Annotated in this window: 14 protein-coding genes; 3 read left to right on the top strand and 11 right to left on the bottom strand. The window is 68.1% G+C overall.

The window, feature by feature from the left end:
• Nucleotides 1-24: 24 nt before the first annotated feature.
• The 10 genes from BUQ68_RS00170 to msuE form a co-directional block, all read right to left on the bottom strand.
• Nucleotides 25-1452 carry an FAD/NAD(P)-binding protein gene (locus tag BUQ68_RS00170; RefSeq protein ID WP_075213920.1) on the bottom strand — a complete coding sequence of 476 codons (1428 nt, stop codon included), beginning with the start codon at nt 1450-1452 and terminating at the stop codon, nt 25-27.
• Entirely contained in the window at nt 1449-2510 is a 1062-nt protein-coding gene (locus tag BUQ68_RS00165; protein ID WP_075213919.1) for a sulfate/molybdate ABC transporter ATP-binding protein, read from the bottom strand. The genes BUQ68_RS00170 and BUQ68_RS00165 overlap by 4 nt, the downstream gene beginning before the upstream one ends.
• Nucleotides 2511-2522: 12 nt before the next feature.
• Complete coding sequence (cysW, locus tag BUQ68_RS00160; protein WP_083656025.1) at nt 2523-3455, bottom strand: sulfate ABC transporter permease subunit CysW; 933 nt, start codon at nt 3453-3455, stop codon at nt 2523-2525.
• The gene (gene cysT / locus BUQ68_RS00155) at nt 3445-4299 is read right to left on the bottom strand and encodes a sulfate ABC transporter permease subunit CysT (RefSeq protein WP_075213918.1); all 855 of its coding nucleotides are present in this window, start codon (nt 4297-4299) and stop codon (nt 3445-3447) included. Before cysT ends, cysW begins: the two co-directional genes overlap by 11 nt.
• 5 nt (nt 4300-4304) lie before the next feature.
• Complete coding sequence (locus BUQ68_RS00150; RefSeq protein ID WP_075213917.1) at nt 4305-5321, bottom strand: sulfate ABC transporter substrate-binding protein; 1017 nt, start codon at nt 5319-5321, stop codon at nt 4305-4307.
• A 312-nt stretch (nt 5322-5633) separates the two neighbouring features.
• Entirely contained in the window at nt 5634-6404 is a 771-nt protein-coding gene (locus tag BUQ68_RS00145) for an ABC transporter ATP-binding protein (protein WP_075213916.1), read from the bottom strand.
• Nucleotides 6405-6413: 9 nt separating this feature from the next.
• On the bottom strand, nt 6414-7388 hold the full coding sequence (locus tag BUQ68_RS00140) for an ABC transporter substrate-binding protein (protein WP_075213915.1): 975 nt from the start codon (nt 7386-7388) through the stop codon (nt 6414-6416).
• Between the two features lie 44 nt (nt 7389-7432).
• Nucleotides 7433-8269 (bottom strand): ABC transporter permease, encoded by an 837-nt coding sequence (locus tag BUQ68_RS00135; protein WP_083656144.1) that lies wholly within the window; start codon nt 8267-8269, stop codon nt 7433-7435.
• Between the two features lie 4 nt (nt 8270-8273).
• A complete protein-coding gene (locus tag BUQ68_RS00130; protein WP_075213913.1) occupies nt 8274-9626 on the bottom strand; it encodes an LLM class flavin-dependent oxidoreductase in 1353 nt (450 codons plus the stop codon).
• Nucleotides 9627-9695: 69 nt separating this feature from the next.
• Nucleotides 9696-10307, bottom strand: a complete 612-nt coding sequence (gene msuE, locus BUQ68_RS00125) for an FMN reductase (RefSeq protein WP_075213912.1) — start codon at nt 10305-10307, stop codon at nt 9696-9698.
• 454 nt (nt 10308-10761) lie between these two features.
• On the opposite strand from msuE, the gene BUQ68_RS00120 reads away from it, so the two are divergent.
• Both BUQ68_RS00120 and BUQ68_RS00115 read left to right on the top strand, forming a co-directional pair.
• Nucleotides 10762-11214 (top strand): RrF2 family transcriptional regulator, encoded by a 453-nt coding sequence (locus BUQ68_RS00120; RefSeq protein ID WP_075213911.1) that lies wholly within the window; start codon nt 10762-10764, stop codon nt 11212-11214.
• Between the two features lie 158 nt (nt 11215-11372).
• Entirely contained in the window at nt 11373-11930 is a 558-nt protein-coding gene (locus BUQ68_RS00115; RefSeq protein ID WP_075213910.1) for a dihydrofolate reductase family protein, read from the top strand.
• 316 nt (nt 11931-12246) lie between these two features.
• Here the strand turns inward: BUQ68_RS00115 and BUQ68_RS00110 are convergent, their stop codons facing one another.
• Nucleotides 12247-13479 carry an MFS transporter gene (locus tag BUQ68_RS00110; RefSeq protein ID WP_075213909.1) on the bottom strand — a complete coding sequence of 411 codons (1233 nt, stop codon included), beginning with the start codon at nt 13477-13479 and terminating at the stop codon, nt 12247-12249.
• Nucleotides 13480-13599: 120 nt separating this feature from the next.
• Between BUQ68_RS00110 and BUQ68_RS00105 the strand changes: the two genes are divergently transcribed.
• Complete coding sequence (locus BUQ68_RS00105; protein ID WP_075213908.1) at nt 13600-14601, top strand: LysR family transcriptional regulator; 1002 nt, start codon at nt 13600-13602, stop codon at nt 14599-14601.
• Nucleotides 14602-14607 lie beyond the last annotated feature (6 nt).

Here is a 14607-nt window from a genome sequence, read left to right as displayed (position 1 = left end):
TCCGAGCGCGGCCGGCCGAGCCCGTCAGCGGAACGCGAACACGTCCCAGGCGGCAGGCGCCTGATCGCCGCGGGCCTTCCGGCGCTCCAGCTTATCGATCGCATCCACGGCCCTGAAGGCCTGTTCGACGATCTCGCGCACGCCGGTGATCTCGTAGAGGCTGCCGCGCCCGAGCGGTCCGAGGGCGAAGACGGGCGCGGTCGCGATGCCCCGCCGCAGACGCGCCCGGCCGGAGCGCGCCACATCGAGGCCGAGCCGGAGCGGATCGAGGCGGACCAGCCCTTGCGCGGCGAGGGAGCGGATGAGCGGGCTCTCGACGGCGGGCCGGTGACCGGTGCAGTCGAAAACGTGGTCGTGGACGAGACCCTCCGCGGGCGCCTCTTCGAGGATCGTCCGGTATCCGTCGGTCACCTGCTCGACGGATCGTACCTTCCCGGATCGCAGGATCAGCCGGCCGCCTTCGATTTCGGACATCAGGAACGCATAATGGCCCATCGGCAGGCGGTGCCGGGCGTTCTCCCAATAGGGCGCCACATGGGTGAGGAAGCGCTGCCGGTCGGCGACGCCGAAGGAGGTCCAGACGTCCTGCACCTGGGACCGGGCCACATTGGCGACGCCCTGCCAGGAGCCGCCGGCCTTCTCTCGCGTCGCCATCGTCCGTCGGACGGCCCGCACAAGACCCGACAGGGATCCGACGGTGCGAAGATCCACAAGACCGGGATCGGCCGGATCGGTCGTGTGCGGATGAGGCAGCAACGCGCACCGGGAGATCGCCTCGATCGGTCCATCGTGCCCGGCCGCCCTGAGGGTGAGCAGCGTGTCCACCATCGACAGGCCCGTCCCGACGATCAGGATCCGGTCCAAGGGCTTGAGGCCCTCCGGAAGCGGCGCGAAGGGGCTGCGGCCGAAGCGGCGCGGGGTGGCCGGAAGGCCCCAGCCGGTTGCCAGAAAGACGGCGTCGAAGCGTCTCGCCGGCGACCGGCGGAACGCGATCTCGATGCCGTCGTCGACCGGATGCCCGGCGATCGCCGTATCGGTCAACAGGGTGGCCGAGAGATCGCGGCGCCCCTTCAGCCGATCGGCCAGACGGTCGGCGACATAGGCCCCGAACCGCGACCGTTCGGGAAAACCCGCGCTGATCTCGGGGCGGGGTCCGTGACCCCGGTGGATCAACCAGTCGACGAAGTCGTCCGGTCGATCCGGAAACAGCGACAGGTCCCGGGCCCGGACGTTGAGCGTCAGCCCCGCAAGCGCGCCTTCCCCGTAGGCGAGACCGTAGCCGAACCGTCCGGAGGCATCGACCAGGGTGAGATCCACCGGACGGCGGAAGCGATCGGCGACAGCGACGGCCGCAGCCGCGCCGGTGAGTCCGCATCCGACGATCCCGATCCGGACCGGCCGCTCCGTCGGTCTCAGCGAAAGGAAGCGGGGCCAGATCGGGACGGGGATCATGCGGCCAGGGCCTGCGCGTTCGTGTCCCGGTAGATGCGCCAACGCAGCGGCTTCACGGCCAACTGCTCGCCGGCGCTGACGGCTCGGCTCGCTGGCACCTCCACCTCGACGCGATCGCCAGCGGAGCCGATCGCAAGTTCGACCAGGCGGTGTCCGCTGGTCCGCCGGACTGCGGCCACCGTGCCGATGATGGTGCCTTCGCCCGCGTCGACGACGGCGAGGTCGTGCGGCCGCAGATAAAGGCGGGCCTCCCCGTCGCGCTCGGCGAGCGGGGGCAGGTCCAGAACGGTCCCGTCCAAGAGGGCCTGCCCGCCGGCGATGCGGATCGGCAGGGCGTTCGACGCGCCGATGAAGGAGAAGACGAAGGGCGAGGCCGGCGCGTCGTAGATCTCGTCGGCGCTGCCGACCTGCTCGATCCTTCCGTTCGACATCACCACCACCCGGTCGGCGAGTTCCATCGCCTCCTCCTGGTCGTGGGTGACGAAGACCGTGGTGTGGCCCGTGCGGTCGTGGATCTCGCGCAGCCAACGGCGGAGGTCCTTGCGCACCTTGGCGTCGAGGGCGCCGAACGGCTCGTCGAGGAGAAGGACGCGCGGCTCGATGGCAAGCGCGCGGGCGAGAGCCACGCGCTGGCGCTGGCCGCCGGAGAGCTGCGCCGGGAAGCGCCTGCCGAGGTCGGAGAGCTGGACGAGGTCGAGCAACGCCTCGGCGCGCCGTCGGATCTCCGCCTTCGCGGGCCGCCGGCCGGACGGGCGGACGCGCAGGCCAAAGCCGATGTTGTCGAGCACCGTCATGTGCTTGAAGAGCGCGTAGTGCTGGAAGACGAAGCCGACGTTGCGCTCCTGGATCGTCAGCGAGGAGGCGTCCTCCGCGCCGAACCAGACCCGGCCGGCCGACGGCTGCTCCAGCCCGGCGATCAGGCGGAGCAGTGTGGTCTTGCCGGAGCCGGACGGGCCGAGCAGCGCCACCAGCTCGCCGGACCGGATGTCGAGCGAGATGTCGTTGAGCGCCGGATAGCGGTCGAAGGTCTTGGCGATGCGCTCGATGCGGATGTCCATGGGCAAAGACCTTCAGTGGCCGCGGCCGCGCGTGGCCGCGATATCCTGGGCATAGCGCCATTCCAGGATGGATTTCGCGGCGAGCGTGACGAGCGAGAGGAGGGCAAGGAGCGAGGCGACCGCGAAGGCCGCCGAGAAGGCGTACTCGTTGTAGAGGATCTCCACATGGAGCGGCATCGTGTTGGTGAGGCCGCGGATGTGGCCGGACACGACGGAGACCGCGCCGAACTCCCCCATGGCTCGGGCATTGCAGAGGAGCACGCCGTAGAGCAGCGCCCACTTCACGTTCGGCAGCGTGACGAGACGGAAGGCCTGCCAGCCGCTGGCGCCGAGGGAGAGGGCCGCCTCCTCGTCTCCCGTTCCCTGCTCCTGCATCAGCGGGATCAGCTCGCGGGCGACGAACGGGAAGGTGACGAACAGGGTCGCCAGCACCAGCCCCGGCACGGCGAAGATGATCTGGACGCCCGTGCTCTGGAGCCACGGCCCGAAGAACCCCTGCGCGCCGAACAGCAGCACGAAGACGAGGCCGGAGATCACCGGCGACACCGAGAAGGGCAGATCGATCAGCGTGGTCAGGAGGCTCTTGCCCCTGAACTCGTATTTGGCGATCGCCCAGGCGGCGGCGACGCCGAAGACGAGGTTGACCGGCACGGCGATCACGGCGACGAGCAGGGTCAACTGGACCGCCGCCAGCGCGTCCGGCTCGGTGATCGCCGCCCAATAGAGGGCGACGCCGCCGCGGAGCGCCTCGACGAAGACGGCGACGAGCGGCAGGAACAGCACGAAGCCGAGGAAGACAAGCGCGATCCCGATCAGGGTGCGCCGGACGACGGGTGTTTCGTCGGTCGGCGGGCGCCAGGGCTTGGCCGGGCGCGCCGCCGATCGGACGTCGCCGAACGGCGCCTCCTCGGCCGCCGGGACGGAAAGCGCAACGTCAGCGGCCATCGCCGAACCTCCGCCTGGACCAGGCCTGGATGAGATTGATGACGAGGAGCATGACGAAGGAGATCGCCAGCATCACAGCGGCGACCGCCGTCGCGCCGGCGTAGTTGAACTCCTCCAGCCGGATGACGATGAGGAGCGGCGCGATCTCCGACACATACGGAATGTTGCCGGCGATGAAGATCACCGAGCCGTACTCCCCGACCGCGCGGGCAAGCGCAAGCGCGTAGCCGGTGAGCAGCGCCGGCATCAGCGTGGGCAGCACGACGCCGAACACGGTTTGCCGCCGGTTGGCCCCAAGGCTCGCCGCCGCCTCCTCGACCTCCCGGTCGATCTCGGCGAGCACCGGTTCGACGGTGCGGACGATGAAGGGCAGGCTGACGAAGACGAGCGCCACGACGACGCCGAGCGGCGTATAGGCCACCTTGATGCCGAGCGGGGCCAGAAACTGGCCGATCCACCCGTTCGGGGCGTAGAGCGCCGTGAGCGCGATGCCGGCGACCGCCGTCGGCAGCGCGAAGGGCAGGTCGATGAAGGCGTCGATCAGCCGCCGGCCCGGGAAGCGATAGCGCACCAGCACCCAGGCGAGCAGCAGGCCGAAGACGAGGTTGATGGTCGCCGCCACGAGCGCCGCCCCGAAGGAGAGCTTCAGGGCGGAGATCGTCCGCGGATCCGTGACGAGCGTGCCGAACGCCTCCCAGCCGAGGCCGGCGCTCTTCAGGACGAGCGCCGCGAGCGGGATCAGCACGATGGTCCCGAGCCAGGCGAGGGTGAGGCCGAGCGTCAGGCCGAAGCCGGGCAGGATGCTCGGCTTGCGGAAAGGCCCCGACAGGGCGGCGGCAACCATGGGGGTCACTGTCCCGGCTTGTAGATCTGGTCGAAGATGCCGCCGTCGCCGAAGTGTTCGGGCTGCGCCTTCACCCAGCCGCCGAAGAGGTCGCTGTCGATCGACACGAGTTCGGTCGCCGGGAACCGTTCCAGATCGGCGGGGGCGACCGCCTCCGGCCGGGACGGGCGGTAGAAGTGCTTGGCGGCAAGCTGCTGGCCGACGTCCGTATAGAGGAAATCGAGATAAGCGCTGGCAACCTCGCGCGTGCCCTTGGCATCGACGTTGCCGTCGACGAGCGCGACGGGCGGCTCGGCCTTCACGGAGATCGACGGCACGACGATCTCGAAGGCATCCTCGCCGAATTCCTTCAGCGCGAGGAAGGCCTCGTTCTCCCAGGCGAGCAGCACGTCGCCGATCTGGCGCTGGACGAAGGTGGTGGTCGAGCCGCGGGCGCCGGTGTCGAGAACCGGCACGTGGCGGAACAGCTCCCGCTGATAGGCGAGGATCTTCTCGCGATCCCCGCCGTATTCCTTGTCGGCCCAGGCCCAGGCGGCGAGATAGTTCCAGCGGGCACCGCCGGACGTCTTCGGATTGGGCGTGATCACCTCGACGCCGTCCTTCACCAGGTCGCCCCAGTCGACGATCCCCTTCGGATTGCCCTTGCGGACGAGGAAGACGATGGTGGAGGTGTAGGGTGCGCTCTGGTTGGGCAGCAGCGTCCGCCAGTTGGCCGGGATCTTGCCCGTCGCCTCGGCGATGGCGTTGATGTCCGCTTCGAGGGCCAGGGTGACCACATCGGCGTTGAGCCCGTCGATCACCGACCGGGCCTGCTTGCCGGAGCCGCCGTGCGACATCTCGATCGTCACCGCCTCGCCGCCCTTGGCCTGCCAGTCGGCCGCGAAGGCGGCGTTGAATTCCTTATAGAGTTCGCGGGTCGGGTCGTAGCTGACGTTGAGGATCGTCACGTCCGCCATAGCCGGCGCAAGGCCGAGCATGAGGCTGGCGGCAGTACCCAGAACGAGCTGTCTGATGGTGGCCATGGGTGTCCTCCTGCGGTCTTGATAGGGGTAATCCTACGAATCCGATATGAATTGTCAACTGATCGGACGAGCCGGATGCCGCCGCTGAGCCGGTCGACAAGGCTGCATTTGCGGATCAGCCGGGCCTTCCGAACCGTCCATCATGGATCAGTCGAAAGATGTGGCACGAAATTCCTGTTCCACGGTCAGATTTGGAACGCCGAGCTGGAGCGCGTCATTCATGGCCGCCCTGTGGGCAAAACCGTTCCGATTCAGCGCCGTGAACCGGTGCGCTCCTCGATCATCGGCCGTCGCCCTCAGGCACGGCTTTGATCAATGCAGACCGAACTCGGCCATCAGCCGTCGCCGCATGGCGACAAACCGGGCTTCGCTCCGATCGCGCGGCCGTGGAAGATCGATGTCGATCACCCGCGACGCGGCCCCTTTCTCCTTCGGCAGCACCAGCACGCGGTCGGCGAGCACGATGGCCTCCTCCAGATCGTGGGTGACGAGGATCAGCGTCACGTTCTCCTCGCGCCAGATCCGCGCCAATTCCTCCTGCATGGTGAGCTTGGTCATCGCATCGAGGGCGCCGAGAGGCTCGTCGAGCAGCAGGATCTCCGGCTGGACGGTCAGCGCCCGGGCGATGCCGACACGCTGCGCCATGCCGCCCGACAGCTGTCGCGGATAGGCGCTCTCGAAGTCGCCGAGGCCGACGAGGCGGATGTAGTGGCGGGCGCGGCTCTCCGCTTCGGCCTTCGGCGTGCCGCGCACCTGAAGCCCGAAGGACACGTTGCCGAGCACCGTCAGCCAGGGCAGAAGCCGCGGTTCCTGGAAGATGATCGCCCGTTCGGTGCCGATCCCCTGCACGGGACGCCCGTCGATCAGGACGCTGCCGTCGTCCGGCGGCTCGATCCCGGCAAGCACGCGAAGGAGCGTGGTCTTGCCGCAGCCGGACGGGCCGACGATCGCCAAGGCCTCGCCGCCGTCCACATCGAGCTGGATGCCGCGGAGCACATCGAGGCGACGGCCGTTCAAGGTGAAGGACTTGGAGAGGTCACGGACCGTGACCTCTCCACGACGGACGGCGGACTGCACGGTCATCGCGGCCCCTCAGTTCGCCACCGGGCCGTCGGCCCCGGTGTAGAGGATGTCCTTGGCGATGAGTTTGCCCTTGGGGATGCCACCCTGCCGTTCCAGCACATCGATCCAGAACTGGATGTCGCGTTCGACGGGCAGGCCGCCCTCGCGCACGCCGTAGCCGGCGAAATACTGCGCCACGTCGGCGTTCTCACCGCGGTCGGCCAGCACCCGGGCGAAGATCTCGCGGGTCTTCTCGGGATTTTCGCGTGCGAAGTCCAGCGCCTTGGCCGAGCCCTCGACAAAGGCCTTCGCCTCGGCCGGATGGGCCTCGATCCAGTCGCGCCGCAGCACGATGAAGCCGCCGGCGATCTCGCCGAGCACGTCGGTGTCGTCGAACACGGCGCGCAGGCCGCCAGTCTTGAGAGCGGCCCCGGTGAACGTCGTCTGCCAGTAGCCGAAGGCGGAGATGTCGACCTGGCCCGACCGGAGCACCTGCTCCAGCTGCGGCCCCGGCACCACGATCAGATTGGCACTGTCTTCCGGCAGGCCCTTCTGGTGCAGCGCTTCCCGGACGACGTAGTCGAGATGGGCGCCGAGCGTGTTGACCGCGATGGTCTTGCCGACGATGTCCTCCACCGACCGGATCGGGCTGTCGTCCAGCACGTAGAAGATGGATTGGGCCTCGTCGTTGATGCCGTTCGACGGAAAGGCCGCGACGAAGTCGTTGCCGGCCGCGATCGAGTTCAGGACCGCCGCGGTGGCGGCCGACCCGAGCTCCACGCTGCCACCGGCGAGTGCGACGAGGGACGCCGGGCCGCCTTGGGCGTAGCCGACGTTCTCCAGCGTGATGCCGGCTCCGTCGAAGTAGCCGAGTTCGGCGGCAAGCTCGTGGGCGGAGAGGCCGCCTTGGCTCGCGAGATAGCGGATGGTCACGTCGGCGGAGGCGGGCGAGATGCCGAAGAGGAGCGTCGCCGAAAGGGCGAACGCGCGAACATGGAAGGTCATGGGCGTGGGTCCTTGTCGTTGGAGAAGGAGAGCGGAGAGCTGGGTCAGCGCGCGGCGTCGTCCCACCGGCACAACCGGCGCTGGAGCGCAACGAGCGCGGCATTGGCCGAGAGGCCGAGGAGGGCCAGGAGCAGGATGGCGGCGAACATCTGCGGGATCTGGAAATTGTACTGGGCGTTCATCACCTGGAAGCCCAAGCCCTTGTTCGCCCCGATCATTTCGGCCGCGATCAGCAGCAGCAGCGCGGTCGTCGCCGAGAGGCGGAGGCCGACGAAGATCGACGGCACCGATGCCGGCAGGACCACCTTTCGGAAGATCGTCGATCGCGAGGCGCCGAAGGTGGCGGCCATCTCGATGAGCTTGCGGTCCACCTCCTTCACCCCGCCGATGGTGGCGAGGAGGATCGGGAAGAGCGTCGCCCAGAAGATCACGAAGACCTTGGAGGCTTCGCCGAGGCCGAGCAGCAGGATGAACACCGGATAGAGCGCCAGCGCCGACGTCTGCCGGAAGAACTGCAGGATGGGATCGAGCGCCTGCTCGACCGATCTAATCTGGCCCATGAAGAGCCCGAGCGGAACGCCGAGCCCGACCGCCGCCGCAAAGGCGAGACCCGACCGCTGCAGGCTGATGGCGACGTCGTCGATGAGGGCGCCGCCCGCGACGCCGGACCAGGTCGCGGCGAGGATCCGGTCCAGCGGCGGGAACACGGTGGGGTTGATCCAGCCGTAGGTGGAGCCAATCTGCCAGGCGAGGAGAAAGCCGGCGAGCAGGCCATAGCGGCGGGCGGTCTGGCCGACGACGGCGGTGCTTCGGCCAAGGAGCGCGCCGGCCGTTCCGGCTTGCGAGCGGATCGCAAGGGACGTGGTGTCGAGGGAAACCATGATCTCACTCCGCGGCATGGACGGTTCGACGGGCGGCCGCCCAGCGGTTCTCCGGAACGGGCAGACCGAGGTTCTCGCGCAGCGTCCTGCCTTCGTAGGCGGTCCGGAACAGGCCGCGGCGCTGCAGTTCGGGGATCACGAGGTCGACGAAGTCGGTGAGGCCGGTCGGCAGCCACGGCGGCAGGATGTTGAACCCGTCGGCGCCGCCGTTGCGGAACCAGTCCTCCAGCGTGTCGGCGATCTCGACCGGCGTGCCGACGACGGTGAAGTGGCCGCGGGCGCTCGCCACGTGCTGGTAGAGCTGGCGGATCGTGAAGCCGTTCTCGTCGGCGATCTGGCGGATCAGCGCCTGGCGCGACTTCATGCCTTCCGTCGGGCCGACCGGCGGCAGCGGTCCGTCGACGTCGACGCCGGTGAGGTCGAGCGTGCCGCCGGTGAGGCCCTCGATCAGCGCGATGCCGTCCGCCTCCAGGATCAGGCTGGTCAGCCGCTCGTACTTCTCCCGCGCCTCCGCGCTGGTGCGGCCGACGAAGGGAGAGACGCCGGGCATGACGAGGATGTGGTCCGGGTTCCGGCCGAGGCCCCGGGCGCGGTTCTTGATGTCGCGGTAGAATTCCTGCGCCGTCTCGAGCTTCTGGTGCGCCGTGAAGATCACCTCGGCGGTCGCCGCGGCGAGGCCGCGGCCGTCGTCGGATTGACCCGCCTGAACGATGACGGGATTGCCCTGGCGGCTGCGGCTGACGTTGAGCGGCCCCCGCACCTTGAAGTGCTCGCCCTTGTGGTCGGTGTAGTGGACCTTGGCCGGGTCGAAGAAGCGGCCCGTCTCCTTGTCGCGGATGAAGGCGTCGTCCTCGAAGCTGTCCCAGAGCGCCTTGACGATCTCCACGTGCTCGGCCGCGCGCCTGTAGCGGACGGCGTGGGGATGCTGCCGGTCGAGGTTGAAATTGTGAGCCGCGCCTTCGGTCGCCGTCGTCACCACGTTCCAACCCGCGCGGCCATCCGAGATCAGGTCGAGCGAGGCGAACTTGCGGGCGATGGTGTACGGCTCCTCGTAGGTGGTCGACGCCGTGGCGATGAAACCGAGGTGCGTTGTGAGCGGTGCCAGCGCCGCAAAGAGCGTCACCGGTTCGAACCCGGCGACTTTCGCATTGCCGACTTCAATCCCGCCGCCGAAGGCGATCGCGAGGGTATCGGCGAGGAAATAGGCGTCGAAGAGCCCGCGCTCGGCTTCCTTGGCGAGGTCGACATGAAACTGGAAGCTGGTTGCACCGTCGGCGGGCGCGTCCGGATGGCGCCAGGCGGCGATGTGTTGGCCGCCGCCGGGAAGGAAGGCGCCGAGACGGATCTTTCTGGACATGACTTCTCCTTGGCGCCGCAACGGGCGCTCGATCTTGCGGGGGTCTATGGGTCGGGAAGGCGGGCGCCGTCAGGCGCTTGCGGCGGCGGCGATCGGTTCGCTCGATCGCGCGGGCGGCAGCGTCCGCGGGCTGCGCGGTTCGGTGGCGCGGGCGCCGAGATGAGGTTCGAACTGGGCGACGGCTCGATCGAGACGATCGGAGAGCCCCGGCGACACGGTGCCGTCGTAGTCGATCTCCTTCTCGGACGCGTAGATCCCGGTCGCGAGCGTCGCGGCCTCGAAGAAGGCGAACAGAGGCCGAAGCTGGTGTTCGACGACCAGCGCGTGGCGATCGCCGCCGCCGGTCGCGGCCAGAAGCACGGGCTTTCCGACGAGGGCGAGGGGGTCGATCAGATCGATCAGGTGCTTGAACAGGCCGGTGTAGCTGCCTTTGTAGACGGGGCTCGCCACCACGAGGGCGTCGGCCCCGATGATCGCGTCGACAGTCCCGCGGGCCACCGCCGAGAGGTCGGACAAACGCCGCGCCGTCCCGAGGTCCGGCCCCAAATCGAGGAGGTCGACCACCACGGACCGCGCTTTGATGCGGCTGGCGGCGCGGCTTACGGCCGTCTCCACGAGCGCCCGTGTCCGCGACGGACGGTTGAGGCTTCCCGACAGGCCGATGATCACGGTCGAGGTCATGCAACGCTCCTTCTCGATAAACCCTACTGATTCAGGAGGAAATCGGAAAAGCGGTCGCCGGTCCATTCCAAAGATCGACTGCGAAAGAGGAGAACTCTCTTCCGCAGAGACCCTGGTGAGGGCGATCCTGCTCCTGACGGGTTCGCCCATTCTGGCGGTAACGTCAGGTCGGCAAGACATCGCTCCGGTGTCATGCGAAAGCTTGGCGCACCGCGCGGTTTGCGACGACCACGGGTCTACCGGATCCGGGCTGTCGGCCCCGACAGGGGAACGCCTTCGGCACTAGTAGAGTATGGCCGGGTGGCGCCGTCCCGCAAGCCATTCGATCGCCCCACCCGATACGCGGCGAGGCAGGCGACAGAATGCGGGTGCTTTGATCGGCCAGTCGCCTGGAAGAATCGCAAGGTCTGTCATACTCTATGTGCAACTAGGAAATGACCCGCCGTTCCGGACCATGATCTCTCAGAAGTCGAAATATGCGTTGCGGGCTCTACTCGCCCTGGCCGAGTCCGGTCCTCGGTCCATGTCGGCCGCGGAGATCGCCGAGAACGAGCGCATTCCGAAGAAATTTCTGGAACAGATCCTGGTCGATCTGAAGCGCGACGGTCTGGTCCAGGCGCGCCGCGGCGCCGCCGGCGGGTATCTGCTGCTTCGGCCGGCCGACACGATCACGTTCGGCCATGTCCTCAGGCTGGTCGACGGCCCGATCGCGCCACTGCCCTGTCTCAGCCGCACGGCCTATCGGCGGTGCGAGGACTGCCGGGACGAAGCGGCCTGCCGCATCCGCAAGGTGTTTTCCGAAGTGGCGAACTCGGCCCGGAGGGTTCTCGACCACACGACCATTGCCGACGCTCTGTCCGAGCCCGCGCTGCTGCGCTCGACCGACCCGACAGTCGACGTCGCTTAGATGCGATGTCGTGGGTTGTCGTTTAAGGTCCAGGACGTCCTCTCCTGGCGCATTTCGGAACCCAAGTTCCGGCAGCTGTCGACCGGGAGAGAACGTTGAACAACGATCGTGCGTCGTGGGCCTTGGATCTCTCCAAGCTTATGGCTTAGGTGTTTTCAATGGGACTCCTGACTTTCAGCTTGAACGTAACCCTCGACGGCTGCGTCGACCACGAACAGGGGATCGCGGACGACGAGACGCACGCGTTCTTCACCCGCCTTATGGACGAGCGCGGCGCGATGCTGTGGGGCCGCATCACCTACGAGATGATGGAGCGTTACTGGCCGGCGGTCGCCCGGGGCGACGTGGAGGCGCCGCCGGCGATCCGCGAGTGGGCGGTCAAGCTGGACGCCAAACCGAAGTTCGTGGTGTCGTTGACGCGAACGGACTTTCCGTGGGCCAACAGCCACCACATCGCCGACGACCTGCGAACAGGCGTCCAGAGGCTCAAAGACGCCACTCCGGCCGGCGTGCTGCTCGGTAGCGGCAAACTTGCAACCGAACTCGACCGGCTGGATTTGATCGACGAGTATCAACTGCTCGTCCATCCCAGGATCGCTGGCCATGGCCCGACCCTGTATCAAGCCGGGCTACCCAGTGCGCGACGGCTCGAACTGATCTCGGCGAAGCCGCTCCGCAATGGCGCAATTGCTTTGCACTATCGGCGCGCGCGCTGACTTTGAATAGCATGATCCGCTCGGACGTGGAGCCCACCTTTCTATGCTAAGGGTGCAGCGTGGCAATCTGTCCGGATAGGCTCTGTGATGGTGGCTCGCAACGTCGGTCCGGCAGCCGGCTTCAGTTGTTCAGATTCCCACGCAGCGGGCCGTGAGCTTAGTCGCTGGCCAACCGATGATCGCCTTGTCCACGACCGCGATGGCCGAGACATCCCAGAAGTGGACACGGCTCGTACTGATCACGACGCGCTCGATCACCTGTCACGACCGGGAAGAGCAGAACCGTACGGGCTAGGACGGCATTGTGGCGACCGCATCATGCAATCGCTTTCGGGGCGCGCAGGAAGCCGGGCAGAAGCATCAGGAGGATGAGTGCGTTCATCGCGACGGCGCCGGACGCTCCGATATTGCCGACGTCCTTCATCGCGCCGACCAGGATGGGGCCGAGAACGAAGCCCACGTCGCCCCATGTGCGCAGGATGCCCATGGCCGGTCCGTAGGCGGCGCGGGGCACGATCTCCGCCGAGCAGGCGGAGACGGCCGGCCCCGAGAGGCCGAGCCCGATGCCGAGAAGCAGCATCCCGAGCCAGAACAGTCCCACGTGCGGCGCAAGAGCGATGACGAGGAGCGACCCGACCGTGACCCCGGTCGACGCGACGATGACCTGACGGGACCCCCTCCGGTCGATGAGGACGCCCGCGATCGGCAGCATCAGGAAGGTGCCCACGGCCGACACCGCCAGGGCGGCCCCGATCGCGTCAACGCCCATCTGGTGGCGGGTGTGGGCGATGAGCGGGATCGTCAGCCACTGGGTCGCGGTCCGCGTGAAGAAGGTGCCGAACGTCATCGCGCAGAGCGCCGGGAAGAGCGGCAGGCGCCAGAGCGAGACCGGCGCGGGCGGTGTCGCCGATCCGTCGGGCGCAGCCATCGGCGGATCCTTGACCCGGGTCTCCTGAAGCTGGGCCAGCACCACGATCGCCGCGGCGGCGCAGACCGCCCCATAGGCCCAGAAGGGCGCCGCGAGGCCGAAATGGTGGGCGAGGGTTCCGCCCGCCACCGGCCCGAGCCCGGCCCCGAGCCAGATGCCGGACTGGTAGAGCGCGAGCAGGCGGCCACGGGAGCCGTCGCGGCTAAGGTCGGCGATCGCCGCCAGGGACGTCGTCATGTAGATGCCTGACCCCAGCCCCTGCACGAAACGAGAAACCAGAAGCCACTCGATCGAGCCGGCGAGCGCGGCGCCGACGGAGCCGACGACGATGACCGCCGGGCCGATCACAAGGAGCGGACGACGCCCCCAGCGTTGCGACAGCACCCCGGCGGGATAGTTGACGAAGAGGCGCGCGACGCCGAACACCGTGATGATCATGCCGACCAGCGTGCTGGAGGCGGCGAGCGTCTGGCCGTAGAGCGAGAGCACCGGCGCGACGAGCGCATTTCCCGACATCACCAGGGTCACCACCACCAGCATCACGCCGATCTGAGGCCGTTCCCGGATCGGCGCGACATAACCCCTGAGACCGGACGAGACCGCGACGGCAATGCGTTTCAAGACAGATCCAATCAATTTTGGCCGCTTGTGGCCTTGTTCTTGCGTGCCACCGCCCGGACACGTGTGCGATGGGGGGAGATCTCCTCCCCGTTCGCGCCGAGGGCGAAAGGGTCACCAGACATGGATCTTCGGGCGATCGAGATCTTCCTTTCGGTGTGTCAGGCCGGCGGTGTCACCGCGGCGGCCGGACAGGTGGGCGTCTCCCAGGCGGCGGTGTCCCAGCGCATGGCCCAACTGGAACGCGAACTCGGCACCCCCCTGTTCGACCGGAGCGCACGCCCGTACCGGCTGACGCCGGCCGGCGCTCTCCTGCGCGAGCGGGCGATGCGGATCGTGTCGGACGTGCAGGATCTGCAGCACCTTCTCAAGGGCTACCGCACCGTAGAGGTGCCGGAGCTGCGCATCGGCATCATTGAATCCATTGCGCCCGCGCTGGTGCCGCATCTCGTCCCGGCGCTCCGCGGCTTCGTCGGCGCCCTGTCGGTGACCAGCGGCATCGTCGGGCCGTTGGTGCCGGAACTCCTGCGCAACAACATGGACATCATCGTCACCACCGAGCGGCTCGACGACCTGGAGGGCATCGAGCGGCACACCCTGATTGGCGAACCCTTCGTCCTGGTCCTGCCCGCCGGCATGCGGCCGCCGACCGACCTGGCGGCGCTCGACGAACTCGGCCATCGGCTGGCCTACGTGGGCTACGGCAGCGGCCACCGCATGTCGGCGACGATCAACCGGGAGCTCGATCGTCACGGCCTGGTCCTCCCCCGCGCGCTGAACTTCGTGTCCTCGGCGCCGATCATCGATCTGGTGCGGCAGGGACAGGCCTGGAGCATCATGACGCCGCTCTGCCTCTATTCCGGACGGGTGCAGGTGGGCGAGCTGGTCGTCGCACCGATCCCGGAGATGCAATTCTCCCGCTTCATCGATCTCGCCGCCCCGGCGCACCGGCTCGGTGACGTGGCGCAGCGGATGACACGGATCTGCACGGACATCCTGACCTCCCACGTCCTGCCGGAGCTCGCCCGCCATGCGCCGTTCGCGGCCGACCGCTTCGTCTGCGGCGACCTGCTGGCCAGCGACCTCGGCGCACTGCCCATCGGCTCGATGCAGGATGCCGTCTGATTGTGC

Origin of the sequence: Mongoliimonas terrestris (genome assembly GCF_001927285.1) — a bacterium.
Lineage (GTDB): Bacteria > Pseudomonadota > Alphaproteobacteria > Rhizobiales > Pleomorphomonadaceae > Chthonobacter > Chthonobacter terrestris.
This window is presented reverse-complemented; position numbering and strand designations above follow the sequence as displayed.